The 23,019-nt window shown below is 67.4% G+C and carries 21 protein-coding genes; 12 read left to right on the top strand and 9 right to left on the bottom strand.

Annotated features, from left to right (window positions below):
• Positions 1 to 16: 16 nt before the first annotated feature.
• The 7 genes from ACNPNP_RS16385 to ACNPNP_RS16355 all read left to right on the top strand — a co-directional run bounded on the left by ACNPNP_RS16385 (position 17) and on the right by ACNPNP_RS16355 (position 7,416).
• A complete protein-coding gene (locus ACNPNP_RS16385) occupies positions 17 to 2,962 on the top strand; it encodes a Na+/H+ antiporter subunit A (protein ID WP_448967091.1) in 2,946 nt (981 codons plus the stop codon).
• Positions 2,962 to 3,525 carry a Na(+)/H(+) antiporter subunit C gene (locus ACNPNP_RS16380; RefSeq protein ID WP_448967090.1) on the top strand — a complete coding sequence of 188 codons (564 nt, stop codon included), beginning with the start codon at positions 2,962 to 2,964 and terminating at the stop codon, positions 3,523 to 3,525. Before ACNPNP_RS16385 ends, ACNPNP_RS16380 begins: the two co-directional genes overlap by 1 nt.
• Positions 3,522 to 5,078: a Na+/H+ antiporter subunit D gene (locus tag ACNPNP_RS16375; RefSeq protein ID WP_448967089.1), complete on the top strand. Its 1,557-nt coding sequence runs from the start codon at positions 3,522 to 3,524 to the stop codon at positions 5,076 to 5,078. Before ACNPNP_RS16380 ends, ACNPNP_RS16375 begins: the two co-directional genes overlap by 4 nt.
• Positions 5,075 to 5,647 (top strand): Na+/H+ antiporter subunit E, encoded by a 573-nt coding sequence (locus tag ACNPNP_RS16370; protein ID WP_448967088.1) that lies wholly within the window; start codon positions 5,075 to 5,077, stop codon positions 5,645 to 5,647. The genes ACNPNP_RS16375 and ACNPNP_RS16370 overlap by 4 nt, the downstream gene beginning before the upstream one ends.
• Complete coding sequence (locus tag ACNPNP_RS16365) at positions 5,644 to 5,913, top strand: MrpF/PhaF family protein (protein ID WP_448967087.1); 270 nt, start codon at positions 5,644 to 5,646, stop codon at positions 5,911 to 5,913. Before ACNPNP_RS16370 ends, ACNPNP_RS16365 begins: the two co-directional genes overlap by 4 nt.
• Positions 5,910 to 6,299, top strand: a complete 390-nt coding sequence (gene mnhG, locus ACNPNP_RS16360) for a monovalent cation/H(+) antiporter subunit G (protein ID WP_448967086.1) — start codon at positions 5,910 to 5,912, stop codon at positions 6,297 to 6,299. Before ACNPNP_RS16365 ends, mnhG begins: the two co-directional genes overlap by 4 nt.
• Before the next feature lie 244 nt (positions 6,300 to 6,543).
• Complete coding sequence (locus ACNPNP_RS16355) at positions 6,544 to 7,416, top strand: type IV toxin-antitoxin system AbiEi family antitoxin domain-containing protein (RefSeq protein WP_448967085.1); 873 nt, start codon at positions 6,544 to 6,546, stop codon at positions 7,414 to 7,416.
• A 90-nt stretch (positions 7,417 to 7,506) separates the two neighbouring features.
• On the opposite strand, the gene ACNPNP_RS16350 is transcribed toward ACNPNP_RS16355, so the two are convergent.
• Positions 7,507 to 8,271 (bottom strand): alpha/beta fold hydrolase, encoded by a 765-nt coding sequence (locus ACNPNP_RS16350; RefSeq protein WP_448967084.1) that lies wholly within the window; start codon positions 8,269 to 8,271, stop codon positions 7,507 to 7,509.
• Between the two features lie 73 nt (positions 8,272 to 8,344).
• On the opposite strand from ACNPNP_RS16350, the gene ACNPNP_RS16345 reads away from it, so the two are divergent.
• On the top strand, positions 8,345 to 9,673 hold the full coding sequence (locus ACNPNP_RS16345; RefSeq protein ID WP_448967083.1) for an MFS transporter: 1,329 nt from the start codon (positions 8,345 to 8,347) through the stop codon (positions 9,671 to 9,673).
• Between the two features lie 8 nt (positions 9,674 to 9,681).
• On the opposite strand, the gene ehuA is transcribed toward ACNPNP_RS16345, so the two are convergent.
• From ehuA to ehuB, 4 genes are read right to left on the bottom strand one after another with little or no spacing between them, the layout of a single operon-like run.
• Entirely contained in the window at positions 9,682 to 10,443 is a 762-nt protein-coding gene (gene ehuA / locus ACNPNP_RS16340) for an ectoine/hydroxyectoine ABC transporter ATP-binding protein EhuA (protein ID WP_448967273.1), read from the bottom strand.
• A 37-nt stretch (positions 10,444 to 10,480) separates the two neighbouring features.
• Positions 10,481 to 11,146 carry an ectoine/hydroxyectoine ABC transporter permease subunit EhuD gene (gene ehuD, locus ACNPNP_RS16335; RefSeq protein WP_033105538.1) on the bottom strand — a complete coding sequence of 222 codons (666 nt, stop codon included), beginning with the start codon at positions 11,144 to 11,146 and terminating at the stop codon, positions 10,481 to 10,483.
• Positions 11,143 to 11,877 carry an ectoine/hydroxyectoine ABC transporter permease subunit EhuC gene (ehuC, locus tag ACNPNP_RS16330; RefSeq protein ID WP_448967082.1) on the bottom strand — a complete coding sequence of 245 codons (735 nt, stop codon included), beginning with the start codon at positions 11,875 to 11,877 and terminating at the stop codon, positions 11,143 to 11,145. The genes ehuD and ehuC overlap by 4 nt, the downstream gene beginning before the upstream one ends.
• Before the next feature lie 10 nt (positions 11,878 to 11,887).
• Entirely contained in the window at positions 11,888 to 12,778 is an 891-nt protein-coding gene (ehuB, locus tag ACNPNP_RS16325) for an ectoine/hydroxyectoine ABC transporter substrate-binding protein EhuB (RefSeq protein WP_448967081.1), read from the bottom strand.
• 238 nt (positions 12,779 to 13,016) lie between these two features.
• On the opposite strand from ehuB, the gene ACNPNP_RS16320 reads away from it, so the two are divergent.
• The 4 genes from ACNPNP_RS16320 (at position 13,017) to ACNPNP_RS16305 (ending at position 16,712) form a co-directional block, all read left to right on the top strand.
• Positions 13,017 to 13,778 carry a GntR family transcriptional regulator gene (locus tag ACNPNP_RS16320; RefSeq protein ID WP_448967080.1) on the top strand — a complete coding sequence of 254 codons (762 nt, stop codon included), beginning with the start codon at positions 13,017 to 13,019 and terminating at the stop codon, positions 13,776 to 13,778.
• Positions 13,779 to 13,902: 124 nt separating this feature from the next.
• On the top strand, positions 13,903 to 14,847 hold the full coding sequence (locus ACNPNP_RS16315) for a hypothetical protein (RefSeq protein WP_448967079.1): 945 nt from the start codon (positions 13,903 to 13,905) through the stop codon (positions 14,845 to 14,847).
• Positions 14,848 to 14,859: 12 nt separating this feature from the next.
• A complete protein-coding gene (locus ACNPNP_RS16310) occupies positions 14,860 to 16,056 on the top strand; it encodes a sensor histidine kinase (protein WP_448967078.1) in 1,197 nt (398 codons plus the stop codon).
• On the top strand, positions 16,053 to 16,712 hold the full coding sequence (locus tag ACNPNP_RS16305) for a response regulator (protein ID WP_448967077.1): 660 nt from the start codon (positions 16,053 to 16,055) through the stop codon (positions 16,710 to 16,712). The genes ACNPNP_RS16310 and ACNPNP_RS16305 overlap by 4 nt, the downstream gene beginning before the upstream one ends.
• A gap of 30 nt (positions 16,713 to 16,742) precedes the next feature.
• Here ACNPNP_RS16305 and ACNPNP_RS16300 read toward each other — a convergent pair whose 3' ends face one another.
• From ACNPNP_RS16300 to ACNPNP_RS16285, 4 genes are all read right to left on the bottom strand, one after another.
• A complete protein-coding gene (locus ACNPNP_RS16300; protein WP_448967076.1) occupies positions 16,743 to 19,409 on the bottom strand; it encodes a penicillin acylase family protein in 2,667 nt (888 codons plus the stop codon).
• 185 nt (positions 19,410 to 19,594) lie between these two features.
• On the bottom strand, positions 19,595 to 21,463 hold the full coding sequence (locus ACNPNP_RS16295) for a YhgE/Pip family protein (protein ID WP_448967075.1): 1,869 nt from the start codon (positions 21,461 to 21,463) through the stop codon (positions 19,595 to 19,597).
• On the bottom strand, positions 21,460 to 22,143 hold the full coding sequence (locus ACNPNP_RS16290; protein WP_448967074.1) for a hypothetical protein: 684 nt from the start codon (positions 22,141 to 22,143) through the stop codon (positions 21,460 to 21,462). Before ACNPNP_RS16290 ends, ACNPNP_RS16295 begins: the two co-directional genes overlap by 4 nt.
• Positions 22,140 to 22,766: a TetR/AcrR family transcriptional regulator gene (locus ACNPNP_RS16285; RefSeq protein WP_448967073.1), complete on the bottom strand. Its 627-nt coding sequence runs from the start codon at positions 22,764 to 22,766 to the stop codon at positions 22,140 to 22,142. Before ACNPNP_RS16285 ends, ACNPNP_RS16290 begins: the two co-directional genes overlap by 4 nt.
• Between the last annotated feature and the right edge of the window lie 253 nt (positions 22,767 to 23,019).

The raw sequence follows: 23,019 nt of genomic DNA, 5'->3' as shown, positions 1-23,019 counted from the left end.
CATTGAGGAGCCGCTTATGCTGTTGCTCCTTGCCGTGTTCCTTCTCGGGGCTCTTCTCCTCCCCGCGCTGGTACGTTGGCTCGGAGCGCGGGCGTTCGCGATCGCAGCTCTCATTCCCGCCGCGGCATTCGTTCAGGCGCTCGTCATGACGCCGCAGGTTCTCGCCGGCGACGCGATGCCGTTCGAGAGCGTGGCGTGGATCCCCCAGCTCGGGTTGAACCTGTCGATGCACATGGACGTGCTGGGCTGGGTGATGACCCTCATCGTCACCGGCGTCGGCGCCCTGGTGCTGCTCTACTGCCGCTGGTACTTCCACGACGAGGCCGCCGACCTGGGGCAGTTCGCCGGTGTCCTGCTCGGCTTCGCCGGTGCGATGTACGGGCTCGTCCTCACCGACGACCTCGTCATGCTCGTGATGTTCTGGGAAGTCACCAGCATCCTGTCCTACCTGCTCATCGGGCACTATCGCAGGCGCGCAGCCAGCCGTCGTGCGGCGCTGCAGGCGCTGCTGGTCACCACCCTCGGCGGCCTCGTGATGTTCGTCGGCGTGGTGCTGCTGGTCGTGGACACCGGAACGTCGAGCATCACCGAGATGCTCACCCTCGCACCGACCGGACCGCTCGTGAACGCGGCCATCGTGATGCTCTTGATCGGAGCGCTCAGCAAGTCGGCCATCTTCCCGTTCCACTTCTGGCTCCCCGGCGCGATGGCGGCGCCGACCCCGGTGAGCGCCTACCTGCACGCCGCGGCGATGGTGAAGGCCGGCATCTACCTCATCGCGCGGTTCGCGCCGATCTTCGCGCTGTCAGAGCCATGGCGGCCGATCGTCATCTCGCTCGGGGTGCTCACGATGCTCCTCGGCGGCATCCAGGCGCTGCGAGAGACCGACCTCAAGCGCATCCTGGCCTTCGGCACCGTCAGCCAGCTCGGCTTCTTCACCGTGATGGTCGGATACGGAACGCAGGCGACGGCGCTCGCAGGTCTGGCGCTGGTCGTCGGGCACGCGCTGTTCAAGTCCGCGCTGTTCCTCGTCGTCGGAGTCATCGACCGCCAGCTCTCGACGCGTGACATCGACGAGCTCTCCGGCGTCGGCAGACAGGCGCCGGTCATGGCCACGGCCTCGTTCATCTCGGTCGCATCGATGGCGGGAATCGCGCCCACTGTCGGGTTCGTCGCGAAGGAATCGGCGCTCACCGGGCTGCTCGACGACGCACTGGGTGGATCGCCGTGGGCCCTCGTCGCTCTGATCGGAGTCATCCTCGGATCCATGCTCACGGCGGCATATGGAGTCCGTTTCCTGTGGGGCGCGTTCTGGAAGAAGCGCGACGCGCAGGGTGAGCGGATGCCGGACACCATCTGGCCCGACCCTCCGGTGGGCTTCCTGTCGGCACCGATCATCCTGGCCGGCGCGACGGTCGCTCTGGGCATCGGCGCACCCGCGCTCGACACCGCACTGCACGGCTACGCGGTCAGCGCGGTGCCGGGGCTCGACGCCGACGGTCTCGCGGTCGAGGGCCCGGGGCATCTCGCGCTGTGGCACGGCTTCGAGCCGGCGCTGGGCATCTCCGTGCTGTCGGTCGTGCTCGGCATCGGACTGTTCCTGCTCAGCAGGCGCACCGGATGGGACCGCAAGGCACGCGCGCTGAAGTTCACCGCCGCCGATGTGTACTACCTCGTGATGCGCGGCATCGACCGCCTGTCGGTGATCACCACGACGCTCACGCAGCGGGGTTCGCTGCCGGTCTACGTCGGCACGATCTTCGTCGTGTTCGTGGCGGCGGAGACCACAGCGCTCCTGGCGAGCGACATCGATCAGCTGAACCTCTCGGCCTGGCACACCCCGACCCAGATCGCCGTCGCCCCGATCATGGCCATCGCCGCCGTCGTCGCGGTGCAGGCGCGCAAGCGCTACACAGGGGTCGTGCTCGTCTCGGTCACGGGCTTGGGCATGGTCACGCTGTTCGCGACGAGCGGCGCCCCCGACCTCGCTCTCACGCAGATCCTCGTCGAGACAGTGACGATGGTCACCTTCGCGCTGGTCCTGAGGCGCCTGCCCTCGCGCATGGGCGAGCACAACGCCTCGGTCTCCCGCATCCCGCGCGCGGTGCTCGCGATCGGCGTCGGGGTCACGATGGCGTTCATCGCCGTGGTCGCGACTCAGGCGCGCATCACCGAGCCGATCTCGATCACCTTCCCCGAACTCGCCTACGAGCTCGGCCACGGCAAGAACGTCGTCAACGTCGCGCTCGTCGACCTGCGCGGCTGGGACACCATGGGCGAACTCTCCGTGCTCGTGCTGGCCGCGACCGGCGTGGCATCCCTCGTGTTCGTGACCCACCGCGCCGACATGCTCTCCCAGCGTCCGTCGCTGCCCAAGCGCCTCCGGCGCAAGGCGCGCATCGCGCCGCTCGTGGAGACGACCGACGGCATCCGCTTCCAGACCACCGAGAATCGCAGCAGCCCCCGTGCCTGGCTCATCGGCGGTCAGCAGATGAAGCCGGAGAACCGATCGATCCTGCTCGAGGTGATCGTCCGCATCCTGTTCCACACGATCATCGTCGTCTCCATCTACCTGCTCTTCGCCGGCCACAACGGGCCGGGTGGCGGCTTCGCCGGCGGACTCGTCGCCGGTATGGCGCTCGTGATGCGATACGTCGCCGGCGGACGCTGGGAGCTCGGCGCCGCAGCGCCAACGGATGCCGGCCGTCTGCTGGGCGCCGGCCTCATCCTCGCCGTCGGCAGTGCGGTGCTGCCGTTGTTCTTCGGCCTCGCGCCGCTCACCAGCTCGTTCTGGGAATGGGAGATCCCCGGCCTCGGGCACATGGAGTTCGTCACCTCGACAGTCTTCGACGTCGGCGTGTACCTCGTCGTCATCGGGCTCGTCCTCGATGTGCTCCGCAGCCGCGGCGCCGAGGTCGACCGGCAGGCGCAGGAGATGCGCTCGCGGGGGGTGAGCGTCTGATGGATGTCTCGCTGACCCTCATCATCGTCATGGCCGTGCTCTTCGCGTGCGGCGTGTACGCGATGCTCGAGCGCAGCCTCACCCGCGTGCTCATCGGGTTCCTGCTGCTCGGCAACGCCACCAATCTGCTCCTGCTGATCGTCATGGGCGTGCCGGCGGGTGCGCCGTTCTTCGGCGCTGAAGGCGACGTGAGCGACCCGCTGCCACAGGCGCTCACGCTCACCGCCATCGTGATCACGTTCGCGGTCTCCGCATTCCTCCTCGCCCTCATCTACCGTTCCTGGCAACTGGGCCAGGCCGACACCGTCGAGGACGACGAGGCCGACATCGCGCTGCGCGAGCGCACGGATGAAGACGAAGACGTCATGGACGACGAGGGGGATGCCGAGGACGAAGAGGCCACGACCGACTTCGTCGACGTGCGCACCTCGCCCATCACCGTGCTGCAGATGCGCGATCACGCATCCATCCGCGACGACGCCCCCATGGATCGGCCGTGGACGAGGGTCGAACCCGCCGACACGACCACGGCCACTGACGACGATGAGGAGGACCGCACATGAGTGCACTCGTCCCCCTGCTCGTCGCACTCCCGCTGCTGGGCGCGGCGATCACCCTGGTGTTCGGACGAAGCCCGCGCCTGCAGGTGTTCGTCACGGTCGCGGCCCTTGCGGCGGTGGCCATCATCGCCGCCGTGCTGCTCATCGCGGTCGACGGAGGGTCCCCACTGGCCGTCTCGGTAGGCGGATGGCCGGTGCCGTTCGGCATCGTGCTCTACGTCGACCGGCTCGCCGCCCTGCTCGTGCTGATCTCCAGCATCGTGCTGCTCGCGGTGCTGCTCTTCTCGATCGGCCAGGGCGCCGCAGACGGGTCGGACGAGACGCCGATCTCCATCTTCAACCCCTCGTACCTGATCCTCGCGGCCGGTATCTTCAACGCGTTCATCGCGGGTGACCTGTTCAACCTCTACGTCGGCTTCGAGATCCTGCTCGTGGCGTCGTACGTGCTCATAACGCTCGGCAGCACCGAATCGCGCATCCGCACCGGTGCGGTCTACATCGTCGTCTCGCTCGTCTCGTCGATCCTCTTCCTCGCCTCGATCGCGATGATCTACGGCGCCCTCGGCACCGTGAACATGGCGCAGATCGCCGAGCGGATGACCGAGCTGCCGCAGGAGACGCAGCTCGTGCTGCACCTGATGCTCGTGGTCGCGTTCGGCATCAAGGCGGCCATCTTCCCGGTGTCGTTCTGGCTGCCCGACTCCTATCCGACAGCGCCGGCACCGGTCACAGCGGTGTTCGCCGGATTGCTGACCAAGGTCGGCGTCTACGCGCTGATCCGCACCGAGACGCAGCTGTTCGCCGAGAACAGCATCGACACGCTGCTGCTGATCGTCGCCCTCGCGACCATGATCATCGGCGTGCTCGGCGCGGTCGCGCAGGCGGAGCTGAAGAGGATCCTCTCGTTCACCCTCGTCAGTCACGTCGGCTACATGATCTTCGGCCTGGCGATCGCGACGCCAGCGGCGATCGGCGCGACGGTGTACTACATCGTGCACCACATCGTCGTGCAGACCACCCTGTTCCTCGCGGTCGGACTCATAGAGCGAAGAGCCGGCAGCACGTCGATCCTCAGGGTCAAGGGGCTGCTGAAGGCGGCGCCGCTGCTGGCCGTGCTCTACTTCGTACCGGCCATCAACCTCGGCGGCCTGCCGCCGTTCTCCGGATTCATCGGCAAGTTCGCGCTCTTCGAGGCCGCGGCATCCGTCGGCACCCCGATCATGATGGTGCTGATCTTCGGCGGCATCCTGACCTCGCTGCTCACCCTCTACGCGCTCATGCGCGCGTGGAACCTGTCGTTCTGGCGCGAGGAGGAGGATTCGGCCGAGACCGACGGACGGATCGAGTACCTCGGCAACGCACCGGCCGCGGACGAGCAGCAGGAGCGCCGCCGCATCCCGAGGATCATGACGCTCGCGACCGGGGGGATGGTCGGCGTGACTCTGCTGCTGACGATCTTCGCCGGACCGCTGTACGCACTGTGCGATCGCATCGGCGACGCGCTGCTGCAGCCGGTGAGCCTCGTGCAGCTGGAAGAGGAGGTGGTGGCGCCATGAGTCCCGAGACCCAACGCCATCGCCTTCACGACGTGTGGCTGCAGCTTCCGTTCCTCGCGTGGCTCGTCGTGCTGTGGATGCTGCTGTGGAACCAGTTCACGCTGCTGTCCTTCGTCACCGGACTCGTCGTCGCGGTGTTCGTCACCCGCGTCTTCCGCCTGCCGACCATCGAGCTCTCCGGACGCATCAACCTCTGGTACGGAGCCCTGTTCGTCGTGCAGTTCCTGTTCGCCATCCTGCGCGGCGCGATCGCGGTGTCGATCCAGGTGTTCGACTTCCGCCGTCAGCCGGGTGCGGCGATCATCGCCGTGCCGCTGAAGTACGCCGACGACCTGGTCATGACGCACGTCTCGGTCACGTCATCGCTGATCCCCGGATCGCTGGTGGTCGAGACGGATCGTGACCGCAGGGTGCTCTACCTGCACGTGATCGGGGGGCGCACGCGGGCGGACGCCGACGCGCAGCGCGACGGGGTGCTGCGCTGGGAGAAGCGGATCGTACGGGCGCTGGGCAGTCCGGCGCAGTATCGTGCCCTGAAGGCCGACGAGCGCGCAGGGGGTGGGCGATGAACGTTCTGATGATCCTGATCGTGGCGGTGTTCGCCATCGCGGCGATCCTGACGATGTTCCGGATCATCCGCGGCCCGTCGATCCTCGACCGCGCCGTGGCATCCGATGTGCTCCTCACCGAGGTCATGTGCGTGCTGGGCGCGGAGATGGCGATCAACGGACACACCCGCAGCATCCCCGTGCTGCTCATCATCGCGGCGGTAGGGGTGTTCGGATCGATCTCGGTCGCCCGCTACGTGGCGAGAAGGGACAACACGACATCATGAACGTGTTCGACTTCGAGATTCCGGATGCCGTCATCGACGTGACGGTGCTGGTGCTGATCCTGTGCGGCGCGGTGCTGTGCCTCTCGGCGGCCGTGGGACTGCTGCACTTCCGCGATGTGCCGTCGCGCCTGCACGCGGCGACCAAGCCGCAGGTGCTCGGAGTGATCCTGATCTGCCTGGCCGTCGCGCTCGCGCAGCGTTCGGTCGGCGGCATCCTCCTCGGGCTCGCGCTGGTCGCTCCCATCGTGCTGATGCAGTTCGCGACCGCGCCGCTGTCCGCGCACATGGTCGGACGCCAGGCCTATCGCAACGGAACGACGGAGGAGCGCCGGCTCGTCGTCGACGAGCTCGCCGAGTCGAAGCAGACCCCACCCGGGGCCGGGTAGCTCCCCGCCGAACGCGAGCGGGATGGCGCGGACCTGTGGGGTCGCTCCGCATAACTCCGGAGCATCTTGGCAGGTGGGATGCAACGGGGACGGGTAACTGCGGATCCAGCGAGATCCTCCGGAGTTATGCGGCCGGACTCACGAACCCGCACGTCTCCTCCACAGAAACTCCGCGCGTCGTTGTGTCCACATGACGTAGGTTTCCCGCCCCCAGGCCTTCCGCGATGCGAGCACGATCTCATGGGTGAAGCAGACCGTTACTGAGCGCCTCACGGCGACATATTCTCCGATCGTGTTCTCCAGGGCCGAACTACTCGAAGCGGGCAGCAGCGCAGAGGACATCACCCGTGCCGTCAAGGCCGGTGCGCTCGTGCGTCTGCGCCGAGATCACTACAGCCGCCCAGGCATCGATGCCCGGATCGCGGAGGCGGTCCGCATAGGTGGTCGTGTGTCATGCGTGACTTTGCTGCAGATGCTCGGTGTGTTCGTGTTGAAATCCTCCGGGCTGCACATTCAACTGGCGCCGCATATGTCTCGAATACGGACCCGTGCCTCTAAATCGACGGTGATGCATTGGCCACGATGGTCTCACTGCGGCGGTCCGCGACATGTCGCTCTTCTTGAGGACGCTGTACGGCAGGCGATTCTCTGTCAACACGCGCGGGCAGCGATCGCCACCCTCGACAGCCTGCTGCACCTTCGTCTGGTCACCATGATGCAGCTCGAGCGGATCTTCACACGGCTCCCGGCCCGATTGCACATTCTCCTGAACCTGGTCGACGCGTCGGCCGAGTCCGGCCCAGAGACCTACATGCGCCTGGTTCTTCGCACACTCGGTGTCAGTTACCAGACACAGGTGGTGATCGACGGAGTCGGACGGGTCGACTTCGTCGTCGAAGGGTGGCTCATCATCGAATGCGACAGCAAGGAGTTCCATGAGGGATGGGACCAGCAGGTGGAGGATCGGAGGCGTGACATCGCCGCCGCCGGACTCGGCTATACGACGATTCGACCTATCGCGTCAGACATCCTCTTCGACTCGAACGCGGTTCGGGAGAGAATCTCTGACGTGCTCGATGCCTTCCGGCCGAGGGTGTCGCGCGGACGCGCTGCATAACTCCGGAGCAAAAGCAGTCTGAGGCGTGCTCGTTCCGAGCAAGACGCGGGATCCGCGAAAAGCTCCGGAGTTATGCCGGGCAACCTCGCGTCAGAGCGCGCGGGCGAACTCCGTGATCAGGGCGGCGGCGAGGGCCGCATCGCTGATGAGCGTGCTGTGGCCGTGGTCGGGGATCTCCTTCACCTCGGCACGCCCAGGCACGAGAGAGACGATCTCGCGGCACCAGACCGCGGGAGCGAGGGGGTCGCGCTCGCCGCGCACCACGAGCACGGGGCACTTCACCCTGGCGTACGCCTTCTCGGGCTCGTGCACCACCGTGGCGCGGATCTTCCGGATCAGATGCGGACCGCCGCGCAGGTACTCGCGCGCACCGCGCAGCAGCACGATCGGGCGCTCGCCGATCAGGTCGCGCAGCAGATACGTCGCCTGTTCACGGATGCTGCGCGTGGCGCTGTTCACCGTGGGGCCGGCGAGCACCAGGCCGTCGACGAGCTTCGGATGCCGCGCCGCCAGCTCCGCGCCGATCTGGCTGCCCATCGAATGGCCGATGATGACGGCATCCGTCACGCCGATGCTGCGCAGGAACGCCGCGATCAGGTCGGCGTGGCGCGCCATGGTGAGGGTGCGCTCGGGCTCGGGCGCCTCGCCGAACCCCGGAAGGTCGAGGGCGATGATGCGTCCGGGCAGGCGCTCGATGAAGTCGAGGTAGACGCTGCGGCCCATCCCGATCCCGTGCACGAGTACGTAGGGGCGGTCGCCGGTGCCGAAGTCTTCGGCGATGAGCGTCGCGCCGCCGTGCTCGAACTCGATGACGGATGCGGGTACGCCCTCAGGAGCGAGAAGACGGGAAGGCATGGATCGACCCTATCGAGGGATGCTGGACGACCGCGGGAGCGGGCCGTGTCCGCGGCCCGTGTGAGACTGGCATGTGATCTCGCAAGACCCGTCCCCGACCGCCTCCGCGAAACCGAGACTCAGCGACCGTCTGGCGCAGACGTTCGCCGACCCGGTGCTGCGTGCACTCGTCACCGCGACGGCGGTGTCGCGCATCGGCCGAGGGGTGTTCCTCACCGTCACCGTGCTGTTCTTCACGTTGATCATCGGCCTGAGCGCGGGCGAGGCCGCCGTGGTGCTCGCCGTCTCCAGTGCCTGCGGAGTGCTCGCCTCCTTCCTCGGCGGCTGGCTCGCCGACCGGTGGAGCGCCCGCCGGCTCTCCTACGTCTTCGAGACGCTGGGCGGACTACTGCTGGCGACGTACGCCTTCGCCGACACCTTCATCGCCGCCGTCGTCATCGCGAGTCTCGCCGGCTTCTTCGACACGATCGGTTACTCGGCGCGCTCCGCCATCATCGCCAGGGGGTTCGCACCCGAACGACGAGTGCACGCCCGCGCAGTGCTGCGCACAGTGACCAACCTCTCGATCGCGATCGGTTCGGGCATCGCCGCGGTGGCGCTGGCGTGGGGAACCGCCGAGGCCTACCGCATCGTGATCGTGTTCGCGGGGCTGATCGGCGTGCTCGGCGCGGTGCCGCTGCTCCGACTGCCGGCATCCGTCGACGCGCCGGTGCGCGAGGTCGACGAGGTGCGCACGGAGACGGGTTCGATCGACACCCTCGGCACGGCGCAGGCCACGCTCGCCGCCCGGAAGGACTGGCGGCGTCGATCCCCATGGCGCGACCCGCGCTACCTGCTGCTCTCATTCCTCTCGGCGGTGTTCGGCATGCAGTTCGGCGTCGCAGAGCTGGGGATGCCGTTGTGGGTGACCCAGCGGACGAACGCTCCCGAATGGGTCGTCGCGCTGCTGTTGATCGTCAACACCTCACTGGTCGTGCTCTTCCAGGTGCGCGCGTCGCGCGGCACCCACGATGTGCGCATCGCCGGAAGGGTGACGATGCTGGCCGGATGGCTCATGGCAGCGGCCTGCGTGGTCTACGCGCTCGCCGCAGGGCTGCCGGCGTGGGTCGCGATCGTCGTGCTGATCGTGGCGGCCGTCACGCACACCTTCGCCGAGATCCTCTCCCAGGCCGGAGCGTGGGGGCTGAGCTTCGAACTCGCCGATCCCGTGCGCGCGGGTGCCTATCAGGGCGTGTTCGGCATGGGGTTCTCCCTCGGCGCCCTCGCCTCGCCCATCGTCGTGAACGCCACGGCGATCACGTTCGGACTGCTGGGCTGGGTGATGCTCGGTGCGATCTTCCTCGCTGCCGCGTTCGGCATCTGGGTGATCTCGCGGCGCGCGGTCGCCGTCGTCGACGCCTGAGACGCGGCTCAGAGCACGGCGGAGAGGAAGTCCCTGGTCCGCTGCTCCTGCGGGTTGCTGAAGATGTCCTCCGGCTTGCCCTCTTCGACGATGCGGCCACTGTCGAACATGAGCACGCGGTTGGACACGTCGCGCGCGAACTGCATCTCGTGCGTCACGATCAGCATGGTCACGTCGGTCTCACGGGCGACATCGCGCAGGATGTTCAGCACCTCACCGACCACTTCCGGGTCGAGCGCACTGGTGACCTCGTCGAGCAGCAGGATCTCGGGTTCCATCGCCAGCGCCCGCGCGATCGCGACGCGCTGCTGCTGCCCACCCGAGAGCTGGGTGGGGTGAGCGTTCTCCTTGTCGGGCAGGCCGACCTTCTCGAGCAGCGCGCGGCCTCGTGCCAGAGCATCCTTCTTGGAGAGACCGAGCACGTGCACCGGTGCCTCGATGATGTTCTCGATCACCGTCATGTTCGGGAACAGGTTGAACTGCTGGAAGACCATGCCGATGCGCTTGCGCATCTCGTTCTTGTGCTTCTCCTTCAGCTCGACCCGCTTACCGTCGCGCGAGTAGTGCGTGAGCGGCTTTCCGTCGATCAGGATGTAGCCGTCGTTCGCCTCCTCCAGCGTCATGACGAGGCGGAGGATGGTCGTCTTCCCCGAACCGCTCGGGCCGATCAGTGTCACTCGGTCCCCGCGGCGAACGGTGAAGTCGAGATCGTGCAGCACGACGTGGTCGCCGAATCGCTTCTCTACCTTGTCGAAGAGGATCGCCGGCATCTCGCCGTCATCGAGCGTGATCGCACCGGTATGGGTGTCAAGCGGTGGTGTATTCAAGACGTTTCTCCAATCGCCTGGCCAGCAGCGAGCTCAGAAGGCTTGCGACCAGATAGATGAGTCCGGCGATGATGATCGCCTCGACGAAGCGGAAGTTCTTACTGCCGTACAACTGCGCCTGGCGCACCATCTCGACGACGGTGATGACCATGAGGAACGGAGTGTCCTTGAACATGGAGATCACGTAGTTGGCCAAGGCCGGCAGTGTGGAGCGCAACGCCTGGGGGATGATCACGGCGGTCCACGTGCGCCCGGGTGACATCGACAGCGCAGTCGTCGCCTCCCACTGGCCGGGAGGGACCGCATCGATTCCGGCACGGTAGACCTCGGCCATGTACGTGGCGTAGTGGATGCCGATGATGATCGTTCCGAGCACGAGAGGCGGGACAGTCGTGAACACGTAGTACGCGAAGAGCAGTTGCACCACGAGCGGGGTCATGCGCACGAAATTCATCAGCAGAGTGATGACGGCGGCGACAGGACGCGGTGCCGTGCGGCGGCCGAGCGCGATCACGAGTCCGAGGATGGCGGCGATGATGCTGCCGATGATCGTCACGACCAGCGTGACCGTGAGGAACTTCTCCAGAATGTCGGGGAACGCCGCGATGGCGTGGTCCCAGCTCCAGAAGCTGTTGTCGTCGTTCATGCGGCTTGACCAGCCCCCTTCATGTCGGGGACCGGAGTGGTGGTGATGGAGTCACGCCACTTCCCGCCCTGCCCCAGACGATGCTTGGCACGCGTCTCGAGCGCGTTCATGCCCAGCGTGAGCAGATAGGCGATCGCGAAGTAGATGAGCAGACCGAGACCATACGCGAAGTACACGTCGGTCTGCACCCGCAGCTTGTTCAGCTCGGCTGTGAGGTCGACGATCGTGATCAGGTAGACGACCGCAGTCCCCTTCAGCAGCTGGATCAGCAGGTTGTTCAGAGACGGGAGCATGAGCGCCCAGGCCTGCGGGAAGATCACGCGCCACATCCGGTGCGTGCGCGACAGGCTCAGCGCCGTTGTCGCCTCCCACTGGCCGGCCGGCACCGAGTTGATCGAACCGCGCACGACCTCGGCACCATAGGCGCCGTAGTTCAGGCCGAGGGCGAGGATGCCGGTGAAGACGGCGGGCATCTCGATCTCGAAGGGCGGCAGTGGGAGCACGAAGAAGAAGAAGAACAGCTGCACCAGCAGGGACGTGCCACGGAACAGCTCGATGATCGTTCGCGCGATGCCGCGCAGGAAGACGTTCTCGAATCGTGCCAGCAACCCGAGGCCGATGGCGACGACGATCGCCAGGAGGGCGCCGCCCGCCGTCAACTGGAGTGTGATGAGCACTCCGTCGACGAGTTGGGGCAGCGCCCTCCAGAGCGCTTCGAAATTCTCAGTCACAGGAGTCGGATCAGCCCAGCTCGCCGGAGCAGAGCTGCTCGGTGGTCAGGTCGGCCGGGGGCAGGTTCTCCGCCGTGAAGCCGAACGGCTCGACGAGGTCGAGGTAGCTCTGCTCGTCGCCGGTGATCTTGGCGAGCTCCTCGTTGTACGCCTCGAGCAGCTCGGTGTCGTCCTGGCGGAACACCGTGGCACCGGCGCCGATCTGCTCGACCCCGTCGATCTCCTGCACGAAGGCCTCGGTGGTCTCGACGTCATCCATGCCCTCTGTCATCCAGTTGAGCGAGACGGCGGTCAGGGTGAACGCGTCGGCACGGCCCGACTGCACGATCTCGATACCGGCCTGGGCGCTGTCGACCGGCACGGTGTTCGCGATTCCGAGATCGGTCGCGTAACCCTCCTCGATCGCTCCTGACTGCACCGCGAGAGTGACGTCGCCGGCCGCGGCGACCGAGTCGAGGTCGCTGAGGTTCTTGGGGTTGCCCTTGGGGACGACGAGGGTGGTCGTGTACATGATCTCGGGATCGCTGAACGCGGCTTCTGCGCAGCGCTCAGGGAGGATCGACATACCGGCGCTCACAGCATCCCAGCGGCCGGCGTTGAGCCCAGGGATCAGTGAGTTCCAGTCGACTTCCTCGATTTCGATCTCGTCGATGCCGAGGTTCTTGAAGATCTGCTCGTGCATCGCGATGGTCGCGCCGGTGGGCTCGCCGTCCTCCACCCACGAGTACGGCTGCTCGGAGGCGATCGCGAGTGTGATCTTGCCCTCCTCCTGCGCCTTCTCGAGCGTGTTCATGCCCTCGGTGTCGCTGCCGCCGCCTGCTGAGCACCCGGCGAGAAGGCCGAGCGTCAGGGTTCCGACGGCGACTGTGGCGATGCCGATCCGTGTCGTTCTCTTCGTCATGATGTCCTCGCGTTCCGTATGAGTTCCGTATCCGGGCGCTCTGCACGGGCGCCGTTGACCGTGCCCCAGACTATGGAATCTGTCGATGGATGTACAGTCAGGCGCGCAGATTGTCGACACGTATACAAAAACGTGATCATGAGGCAGACTGAGGAATCCTGATTCGACTTCGCAGAATGACGCGGAGGATCGACAATGAGATGTCCGCGGTTTCGCGCGACGGCTGGAAGGGATGCACATGGCTTCACACACCCCTCGCGCGGTATCGCCGATCTCCATGGTGCGGGTGGCGCGACCGTCGACCGTCGACCTCATCACCGCCGAGCTGCGCAGTGCCATCTTCACCGGCGCGCTGCCGGTGGGCAGCCCGATCGGCGAGGTCGAGATGTCGTCCCAGTTGGGTGTGAGCCGCAGTCCGCTGCGGGAGTCCACGCAGCGACTCGTGCAGGAAGGGCTGCTCACGGCGTCCCCTGGCCGAGGTATGCGCGTGAGCGTGATCGGACCTGAGCATGTCGCCGACGTGTACGACGCACGGCTCGCGATCGAGGGCCAGGCGGTGCGGCTGATCATCAGGTCGGGCGCCACGTCGGTGCTCGACCAGCTCGAGCGCGCCTACGACTCCCTGGTCGCGGTGAGTGAGGGGACGGATGCTCGCGCCATCGGCGATGCCGACATCGAGTTCCACCGTCTGCTGGTGGACTCCGCCGGCAGCCGCCGACTGTCGCATTACATGGCCACGCTCGCGATCGAGACACGCATCGCGAGCTTCAGCGACGCCCACGGGTACACCGTGCGCCGTTCGGTGTCCGATACCTATCGGAAGCTGCTCGATGCGCTCGCCGCGGGTGACGTCGCGGCGGCGTTCCTCGCTCTCGAGAAGCAGTTCGCTGAGGCCGTGGCCCGCTTGACCGGTGAGGACGAGGACGTGGAGACGGTCGAGACTCCGGCCGACGCCGCGCCGCCGTCGATCGGGCCGATCGAGATCACCGAAGAGATCTGACTGCAGCTTCTCAGGGATCCACGCGAGTCAGACCCGCCGTCGGGTGAAGTTCGAGACTCAGGTCGCATGGACAGCGACCTGAGGCGGACGCTCTGACGACCGTCCGCGGCGAACGATGAGAGGCATGGACACCTTCATCTCGAACCCCGCGTCGGCCCCCATAGCCCCTCGGCCCTCCGTCCCTTCGCCCGTGCCCCTGCTGGTCGCTGCGGCGCTTGTGGCTGTCGTGACAGCAGTCGCCTTGCTCGTCGGCCCCAGTGCCGAGTACTCCGCGATCTTTCCGCCTGCCTGGCTGGGATTCGTGGGGGCAGCGTCGGCGGCGGTGGCGATCGTATGCAGTCGCTCCGCTGAACGGGTGGCCGAGGCGAGCGCGTGGGTCGCCGCGCTGCTGCTGCTGGGGGCTTCCGGTGGCGTCGTGCTCGACGCGTTACGCGGCTTCTTCGCCGTCACGGGCATCCCAGCGGGGGCCTTCTCCGTCGTCGACCTCCCCGGCTTCGCAGCTCGGCTGATGTCGTTGGTCGCCGCGTTCGTCGCCCTCAGGTTCGCCCGCGCCCTGCGCCGGTCGACCGTCGAAGCGGCGCGAGCTGCTGAGCGACGCGGTGCGCGTCGACGCCTCTTGCTGAGCGGGCTGGCGCTGTGCGTGCCGTATCCGCTTCTGAAGATCGTGTGGTGGATGAGCGGTGATCAGAGCGAGTTCGAGGTCGGCTTCCCGGCGATGGAGCTGGCCGCGTTCTCGATTGCAGCCCTCGGGTTGGTGACGCTGTGCACTCGCGCGGGAGCGCGACTTCCTCGGCGGCTGGTATCCCTCGGCGGCTGGTGCGGCTCGTTCGTACTGCTGAGCATGGGCGCGCTGATGCTGTTCGGGCTCCTCTCGCAACGGCTGGGCCTCGTCGCAGCGGACGTGGACCTCGGCGACGGTGGCCGGGCGGTGATGGTCTTCGCCGTGTACAGCACGTGGTTCGCACTCGGTGCGATCGTCGCGGCCGCTACGGTGCTGTATGAGGAGGCGACGCGTGATGTGTCGGCGGGCCGCAGCGCGGCGTCGACACAGCACGGACAGGTCACGTGAGAGGAGGCGAGCGTGCGCACGTTGCTCATGGTCGGCGCGGCCGTCCTGCTGTTTCCCGCGACCGTCCTGATCGCATTCGCTTCGCTCTCACCACCGGCCGCGATCACTGTCACCGCCTGCGCGCTCGGGGCGCATCTGACGCTGTTCGGCCTGTTCCGCAGAGCCACGATGACGCTGCTGATCATCTCCGCGCTGGTCGCAGTGCAGGGGATCGTCACCGGTCTCTTCGTACTGTTCCCGAGCACGTTGCTGGTGCTTCCCTCGCTGCATGGAGCCGCTGCGCGGGGGAATCGATACGTGACGTCGACGGTCGCAGTGCTCGGTCCGTTGGCGGCGGCCGCGCGGTATGCCATCGATCCCAGCATCGTGGACAGCGAGTTCGGGCCCGAGCCGTGGCTGCTCGCACTCCTCCTGCTCGCAGGCTGCGCGGTCGCCGTCACCCTCGGCTTGCTGCGCCGTGCGGAATTGCGCACGGTCGAACTGACCGCAGCCCGCCTCGATCTTGAGCAACGAGAGCGTTCGCATCGTGAGGCGCGTGCGGCCGCGGACGAGCGGGCGAGGATCTCCCGCGATCTGCACGACGTACTGGCGCACTCGCTCACCGTGATCGTCGGGCAGGTGAGGGTCGCCAGATTCCAGGCGGAGGACTCCGCGGCGGCATTGCAGGTCATCGAGGAGACTGCACGCGAATCGCTGCGGGATCTGCGCGGTACGCTTCAGTCGCTGCGGGATCCGGACGCGGACACGCGGTGGCGCATCGGGACGGATGTCGGATCGCCGTCACCTGCATGGGATGTCCCGCTGCAGCCGACGCCGTCGCTGTCCGGCCTTCCTGCGCTCGCCGCGAGGATGCAGGATCTCGGTCTCGTCGTGCACCGCCGCACGGAGGGCCGTATCCGTCCCCTCGGATCGGCGGCCGAGCTCGCGTTGTACCGATTCGTTCAGGAGGGGCTCACCAACGCTCTACGACACGGTGAGGGCCCCGTCGTGTGGCGGGAGACATGGGGGCAGGACTGTGCCATGATCACACTGCGCAACGCCGTCCCGGCGGTCGATCGGGGCTCGGACGGACTGGGGATGGGACTGCAAGGAATGCGAGAGCGCCTCACTGCGGTGTCCGGCGTATTGACGGTCGACCGCGCGAGCGGATTCGCCGTGACCGCATCGGTGCCGTACGTCGAGACGCGCGACTCGGGAGACCGCGCATGATCCGCGTAGTGGTCGCCGACGATCAGGATCTGGTGCGCGCAGGGATCGTCGCCACTGTCGAGGCGCAGCCCGACATGCGCGTCATCGCCGAGGCGCGGGACGGGGATCAGGCCGTACGCGCTGTCACGGAGGGATCGCCGGACGTCGTGCTGATGGACATCCGCATGCCCGGCATGGACGGCATCGAGGCCACCAGGAGGATCGTGGAACGGGGATCTAGCGCGCGAGTGCTGTTGCTCACGACGTTCGACGCCGATGAACACGTTTACGGTGCGCTTCGTGCCGGCGCGAGCGGGTTTCTAGTGAAGGATGCACCCGTCGATGAACTCGTCACCGCGATCCGTGCGGCCGCGAGGGGAGACGCGGTGCTATCCCCGTCGGTGACCGCACGAGTGCTCGGGCACCTGTTGGAACGTCCGTTCCGCGGCGCTCCGGAGGACGCGATCCCGGCCGGGCTGTTGACACCGAGGGAGATCGAGGTCGTGCAGCTGGTCGCCGACGGTCTCAGCAACGCCGAGATCGGCCGGGTCGTACACCTGTCGGAGGCGACGGTGAAGACGCACGTCGGGCGGATCCTCGTCAAACTCGGACTGCGCGATCGGGTGCAGGTCGCCGTGTGGGCTCACCGCCGCGGGGTCGCCAAACCGCCACGATGATGCTTCTTCCGCTTCGCGGCATTCGGCGGGTCAGTCGCCTGGCCTGAGCACCAGTGTGTCCACGGTCGCCTCGTCGACGGCATCCGCGGTGAATGCCCAACGGGTCTGGATGCCGCGTGACCAGTTCTCGGTCTGATCGACGTAGTGCGGGTGGAACGCGTGCCCGGATGCGCCGGTCAGGTGATTCCACGTCGACGCGTCGAAGTCGGACAGATCGATCACCATGCGCATCGACGGCACGGTGGTCGTCGCGTATCCCTCGCCGAGCTCCCATCCCGTGGCGTTGACCACGGAGGGCCCGCCGCCGACCGGATAGGGGCCGCGATTGAACAGCGCCTCGATCGGTGCGATGCCGGACGAGCCGAGAGTGGCGCTGGTCAGCGTGATCGCGTGAAGGCCGCCCCAGTTCCAACGCGAGACGACCGTGCCCTGCAGTGCGGACAGCTCGTCATAGGCCTGCTCGGCAGACAGCGCGAGCATATCCTCCATCGTGGTCGTGCCGAGTTCCTCGTTCGTCCAGAGGGGGTCGGTCGGATCGTCGAGAAGTGCGGAGACCACCGTGTACAGGCGGGCCTGGCCGTCGTGCGGCAACGGCTGCTCCCGGTTCTGGAACAGGTTCAGCACGAGGTTCGACCACAGCACGTTGGCGTATGCCGCGGCCGAGGAGTCGGCGTTGTTCTGGGCGTCCCAGGTGCGCAGCAGGCCGACGGCCTCCTTCACGCCCTTGCCCTTCACCTCGACGTCGGCCATCGCTGCCGCGAGCTTCTTTCCGATCCACATCTCGTTGTCGTTCTGGATGTCGCGCATGTCCTGCGCGGTGAGCGGAGCGGCCGCCGCGCGGCGCTCGATGAGGTGGGCGATGCGGGCGGCGCGATAGCCGTAGTCCCAGTCGCGGGAGAGGAAGTGGTCGTAGTCGTCGGTGACGATCGCGTTGTTCGCCGTGACGATGTATCCCGAACTCGGGTTGTACGAGACGGGGAGCTCCTCGAAGTCGATGAACCCCGTCCAGTCGTAGCTGCTGTCCCATCCGGGCTGCGGGATCCATCCGTCGCCCGCACCGCGCAGCGGCAGACGACCGGGCGCCTGATAGCCGATGTTGCCCTCGACGTCGGCGTAGATCAGGTTCTGCGCCGGAACGTCGAACAGCGACGCCGCGTGCCGGAAGTCGTCGAAGTCCTGAGCCGTCGCGAGTGCGAAGATCGCGGTCGCGGTGCTGCCGGCGTCCAGTGCCGTCCAGCGCAGGCTCACGGCGTACTCACCGGACATCGCGGCCGACGCGTCGGTCTCGCCCTGGGTGAGGGCGTCGCCGTCGGCCGAGACCTGTCCGTCGGCGACCGCTGTGAGATCGTCGGTGAGGCCGGAGATGATCGGGCCGTGCACCGTGGAGCGGATCGTCAGGTCGATGTCTTCCCCACCGGCGACCTTGACGGTCTCTTCCCGCACGTCGAGCGGGACGAGCGCGCCGTCGCGCCAGTACGCGTCGCCGTCGACCTTCTCGATATAGAGGTCGGCGACGTCTGTCGTGAGGTTCGTGAAGCCCCAGGCGACCTGATCATTGTGGCCGATCACGATGCCGGGGAGTCCGGAGAACGAGAAGCCGCCCACGTCGAACGGGCACTCATCGGTGACCTCTGAGCAACGCAGCTGCACCTGGTACCAGACCGAGGGGAGAGACGAACCGAGATGGGGGTCGTTCGAGAGCAGGGGCATGCCGCTCTCGGTGAGCTGGCCCGAGACGACCCACGAGTTCGAGCCGATGCCCTCGCCGACGTCGCCGACCAGCAGGCTCGCCGCGGCGACGACGCTGTCGGCCTCCTGCCATTCGATCGTGGTCACAGCGGTCTGGATCTGAGAGTCGTCGGCCGCTTCGTCGGTCGAGAGGGCTGCCGGTGCGGCATCCGCTTCCGCCTCGAGTGCCGGAACGGTCGAGATCTTGGGGACGATGACGGGATTCTCGTCGAAGGGATAGGCGGGGTAGAGCTGCTCGAGAAGCTCGAGACTGTCTGCGGGAAGAGCGGGGTCGCCGACGTCGGAGACGAGCAGCGCTCGCTCCGTCTCGTCTTCGATGTTGGTGCGAAGGTCCCACGCCATCGCCTTGAGCCAGGCCACGGAATCCGCGGGCTGCCAGGGCTCGACCTCGTAATCGGGGTTCTGTATGCCGAGGACGGCATATTCAAGGGAGAGATCGGCGCCGTCGCGGGTGGAGAGGTACGCGTTCACGCCGTCGGCGTAGGCCTGGTAGTAGGCGAGGGTGGTCTCGTCCATCGCCTCGACCTCCTGCTCGGCGACCTCGCGCCAGCCCAGGGTGCGCAGGAACATGTCTGTCGGAGCCTGCGATTCGCCGAACATCTCCGCGACGCGCCCGGAGGTCACGTGCCGGCGGAAGTCCATCTCGAAGAAGCGGTCCTGGGCGTGCACGAACCCCTGCGCGTAGAACAGGTCGTGCGAGGAATCGGCGGTGATCGTCGGCACGCCCAGACCGTCGCGCTGCACCGTCACCTCGGCCGTCAATCCGTCGAGGTCGAGCTCGCCGGCGGTCTGCGGGAACGAGCGCTGGATGGTCCAGACCACGAAGAACGCCGCCGCCACCGCTATCACGAGCAGCCCGGCGACGACGCCGAATGCGATGCGTCCGATCTTGGCGCCCAGCGCGGGGCGTGCTGCAGGTTCGGAGGAGCCGGAAGGTTCGATCGTCATTGAGGCGTTCTTTCAGGGTCGTCGGTGGGATCCGGTTCACCGTTCCCCAGAGCGCGTTTCGGGACGCGCTCTCGAAGCCTAGTCGGATCGACGCGTTTCAGCAGGAGGCACGGCACTCATCCGGCTGTGCAGGAAGAGTGCGGATGCCGCACCATCGGCACTCCGGATCGTCGCCTGCGCCGTGCTCATCCGATCAGGCTCGGCTGCAGATCCCGCAGTGTGCGCCGGTGCGTCATCCGCGTCACGCCGATGATCGCGAGCAGCAGAGCGCCGAGCAGCCACATCGCGAGCACGGCCAGATCCCACCACGCGCGTGCGAAGTCGCCGCCGTACATCAGCTGACGCATCGCATCCACGACGTACCCGAGCGGCAGCACATGATGCAGGGCCGCCAGCGGTGCGGGAAGCGTCTGCCACGGGAACGTCCCACCCGCGGTGACGAGCTGCAGCACCATGAGCACGAGCCCCAGGAACTGCCCGACCGAGCCCAACCAGACGTTCAGCGCCAGGATGATCGCCGCGAACGTGGCGGACGCGAGCACCATCACCCCGAGCGTGCCGAGCGCGTTGTCGAATCGGAACCCGAGCGTGATAGCGAGGACGCCCATCAGCCCGACCATCTGCAGGGCGCCGAGAGCGGCGGGGGTGAGCCAGCCGGCCAGAGTGATCCGGATGGGGGAGTGCAGCGCGGTCACCGCGCGGCGGGAGATCGGCTTGACGATCAGGAACAGTGCATAGATGCCGATCCAGGCCGCCAGTGCAGCGAAGAACGGCGCGAGCCCCGCACCGTAGTCCTCGGCGGAGGCGACCTTGTCGCTGGAGACCCGGAGAGGGTCGGAGATCGTGTCGGCCTGCGACCGGCGCAGTTCGGGAGTGGATGCCGGGATCTGCTCGACACCCGCAGCGAGACCGTCGCGCAGTTCCACTGTGCCGTCGGCGAGGGTGACGAGACCGTCGCGCAACTGCGCCGCCCCGTCGTTCGCTGCAGCGGCGCCGGTGGAGACCGTGCCGGCGCCGGTGGCCAGCGTGGCGGCGCCGTCGGACAGCGTGCGCGCGCTCGATGCGAGCGTCGCCGAGCCCTCCGCGAGCCGATCGATCCTGCTCACGGCATCCTGAACCGTCGTGTTGCCCTGCTGCAACCGCTCTGCGAGCGGGTCGAGTGTGGCGAGGACCGTGTCGATCTCCTCCTGCGTCAGCCCCTGGGATGCGAGGGTCTCCGCGATGTCGGTGCGGATCTGCGGAAGGGTGTCTGCGGCGTCCTGCACGATCCCGCCCGCCTGATCGGCGACGTCGGCGATCTGCTGGTTGCCTTCGCTGACCTGCTGCGCGCCGTCTGCGAGCTGGGATGCTCCGCTCGCGAGCTGGGCGGTCCCGTCGGCCAGTTGTGCTGTTCCGTCCGCGAGCTGCGCCGTGCCTTCGGCGAGCGTGGCGCTGCCGCCGGATGCCGTGGCTGCACCGTCTGCGAGCCGGGAGGCGCCGTCGGTGGCATCGGACAGGGAGTCGCGTACGTCGCTGAGCCCGGTGAGCAGACGTTCGGCCGCCTCGCTCCCGACCATCTGGGCGACCGAACTGCGGATCTTCTCCACGGCCTGCGTGCCCATGGAGGAGGCCAGGTAGTTGTTGGCGTCGTTCGTCTCGAGCTCGATCAGCGCCTGGTGCGGATCCGTACCGGCGGCCGAGGTCAACGCTGCGGAGAAGTCGGAGGGGATCGTCACCGTGAAGTCGACCGAGCCGTCGTGCAGTGCCGTGGCCGCGGCATCCGCCGTCATCTCCTGCCAGTCGAACGCATTGCCCTCGATGAGGTTCTCGGCGACCTTGTCGCCGTAGTTCACGCTCTCGTCGGTTCCGTCGGCGTTCGTACCGGTGGCGCCGTCGTCCTGCACGACCAGCGCCACCGGCACCTCGGAGAACTTGGCGTACGGGTCTTGATTCGCCCACAGGTAGAGGCCGCCGTAGAGGATCGGCACGCACATGAGCGCGATCAGCGCGACGATGCCCATCCGGCTGGCTGTGAGGCGCCGCAGTTCGGCGGCGATCATGGCGGGAACCTTCATCGCGGGTCTCCTGCCTCGGTGTCATCCGAATCGGATGCGGCGGGCTGCTCCAGCACGAGCGGTGCGATCGGGCCGGAGGCGTTGATCGCACCCAGTTCCTGCATCCGCTCGAGAGCGACTGCTGCGGCGCCGCCGATGATGACGAGCATCGCGTAGCCGCGGTCGGCGAACTCCGACGCGATGCGCCACCAGCCGTCCGGCCCGCCGCCGTGGCGGTCGGGCGAGACGAGCACGATGCCCTCAGTGCCTTCGCGGAGTACGGCGAGCTCGCACATGATCCGCACCCGTGCGGCCGGGTCGACGTTGCCGATCGGCGTCGAGGCGAGTTCGGCGTAGCCGAGCTGCTTGAGCCAGCGACGGGCGTGGATCGGCGTCGCGCCCATGCCCGCGAACATCAGCTCTTCTCCGACGACTCCGGCCACGGTGATGTCGGCGTGCGGGTCGCTCGCATCGGGAGCGTCCACCAACGCGATCACGCGGCGCAGCCGGCGGTCATCAGAGGCTCCGTCGATCGTCACCCGGCCGGCAGCAGGCCGCATCCGACCGCTGGCGATCAGGCCGAGCACGGTGGGACGCTGCTGGGTCTCCGCCAGGGCGAACCGCACGGCGCCGGTGTGGAACTCGAGGCTCGTGGACGGCAGCGCCTGGCCCTTGCTCACCTCGTGGAGCGCGATCCTCATTCGTCCGCCGCCCAGGTGGTGGTGAGGATCTCGGGGTGGGCCGCGAGCAGCGCGTCGGCGTCGCGCCAGGAGAGCCCGGCGATGCTGAGGACGGCGCGCACGGCGGTGGCCGCCGCATCCGGTCCCACCACGTCGACGCGCACGACCATGCGAGCGGTCTCCTCGATGAGTCGGGCGAGCACGTCGCCCGGGATGTCTGTGCGCATCGTGTTCGCGCGGCTGCCGCGATCGACGATCTCCGCCACGACCCTGCGCAGCGGTGCCAGCGCCGCGGCGGTGTCAGCGACATGCGCGTCGTCGAGCGCGATCGCCGTGACGGTCTGGATGTGCGCGACCTCGTGCCAGAGCCGCGCGGCGAGCTGGGCGAGTGCGACCGGGGCGTCCTCGTCGAGTGGCTGCTCTGCGATCGCGTTGAAGCGCTGCGCACCAGTGCGGATGAGCTCGGTGACCAGTGCGGACCGATCGTCGAAGTGGCCGTAGAGAGCGCGGCGGGAGAGCCCGGCGGTGCGGGCGATCAGATCGATCGACGCGTTGGGGTCGCGCGTGAGCGCCGTGCGCGCGGCCGTGAGGATGCTCTCGCGATTGGCCTGCGCGTCGCGGCGGGGTGCGCGGATCTGTGTCATGCGCCCATTCTACGATCTTGCACAGGGGTGTGCAAGATAGATTCGGTAGGGGCGCGCGGTCGATACGGGCGTCAGTGCGGAATACAGATGCCAGTCCGGATGGGGAGTTTCACGCTGACATCCGTGATTCGGGCTGACATGTGTATCGGGCGTCGGGCCGTAGGGCTATCGGGCGTCGGGCGTCGGGCCGTCGACCCTCGCTGACCGGGTGCGCGTTAGCCGCCGTCGGGACCTCGAGACGGTTAGGGGGGGG

The sequence above is a fragment of the Microbacterium xerophyticum genome, from assembly GCF_053543555.1.
The sequence above is the reverse complement of the archived record's forward strand: the minus strand, read 5'-3'. Positions and strand labels throughout refer to the sequence as shown.

Coding starts and splice junctions, on each gene's coding strand:
- ACNPNP_RS16385 (WP_448967091.1), top strand. CDS start 17: ATGCTGTTGCTCCTTGCCGTGTTCCTTCTCGGGGCTCTTCTCCTCCCC.
- ACNPNP_RS16380 (WP_448967090.1), top strand. CDS start 2,962: ATGGATGTCTCGCTGACCCTCATCATCGTCATGGCCGTGCTCTTCGCG.
- ACNPNP_RS16375 (WP_448967089.1), top strand. CDS start 3,522: ATGAGTGCACTCGTCCCCCTGCTCGTCGCACTCCCGCTGCTGGGCGCG.
- ACNPNP_RS16370 (WP_448967088.1), top strand. CDS start 5,075: ATGAGTCCCGAGACCCAACGCCATCGCCTTCACGACGTGTGGCTGCAG.
- ACNPNP_RS16365 (WP_448967087.1), top strand. CDS start 5,644: ATGAACGTTCTGATGATCCTGATCGTGGCGGTGTTCGCCATCGCGGCG.
- mnhG (WP_448967086.1), top strand. CDS start 5,910: ATGAACGTGTTCGACTTCGAGATTCCGGATGCCGTCATCGACGTGACG.
- ACNPNP_RS16350 (WP_448967084.1), bottom strand. CDS start 8,271: ATGCCTTCCCGTCTTCTCGCTCCTGAGGGCGTACCCGCATCCGTCATC.
- ehuA (WP_448967273.1), bottom strand. CDS start 10,443: ATGCCGGCGATCCTCTTCGACAAGGTAGAGAAGCGATTCGGCGACCAC.
- ehuD (WP_033105538.1), bottom strand. CDS start 11,146: ATGAACGACGACAACAGCTTCTGGAGCTGGGACCACGCCATCGCGGCG.
- ehuB (WP_448967081.1), bottom strand. CDS start 12,778: ATGACGAAGAGAACGACACGGATCGGCATCGCCACAGTCGCCGTCGGA.
- ACNPNP_RS16320 (WP_448967080.1), top strand. CDS start 13,017: ATGGCTTCACACACCCCTCGCGCGGTATCGCCGATCTCCATGGTGCGG.
- ACNPNP_RS16315 (WP_448967079.1), top strand. CDS start 13,903: ATGGACACCTTCATCTCGAACCCCGCGTCGGCCCCCATAGCCCCTCGG.
- ACNPNP_RS16305 (WP_448967077.1), top strand. CDS start 16,053: ATGATCCGCGTAGTGGTCGCCGACGATCAGGATCTGGTGCGCGCAGGG.
- ACNPNP_RS16300 (WP_448967076.1), bottom strand. CDS start 19,409: ATGACGATCGAACCTTCCGGCTCCTCCGAACCTGCAGCACGCCCCGCG.
- ACNPNP_RS16295 (WP_448967075.1), bottom strand. CDS start 21,463: ATGAAGGTTCCCGCCATGATCGCCGCCGAACTGCGGCGCCTCACAGCC.
- ACNPNP_RS16290 (WP_448967074.1), bottom strand. CDS start 22,143: ATGAGGATCGCGCTCCACGAGGTGAGCAAGGGCCAGGCGCTGCCGTCC.
- ACNPNP_RS16285 (WP_448967073.1), bottom strand. CDS start 22,766: ATGACACAGATCCGCGCACCCCGCCGCGACGCGCAGGCCAATCGCGAG.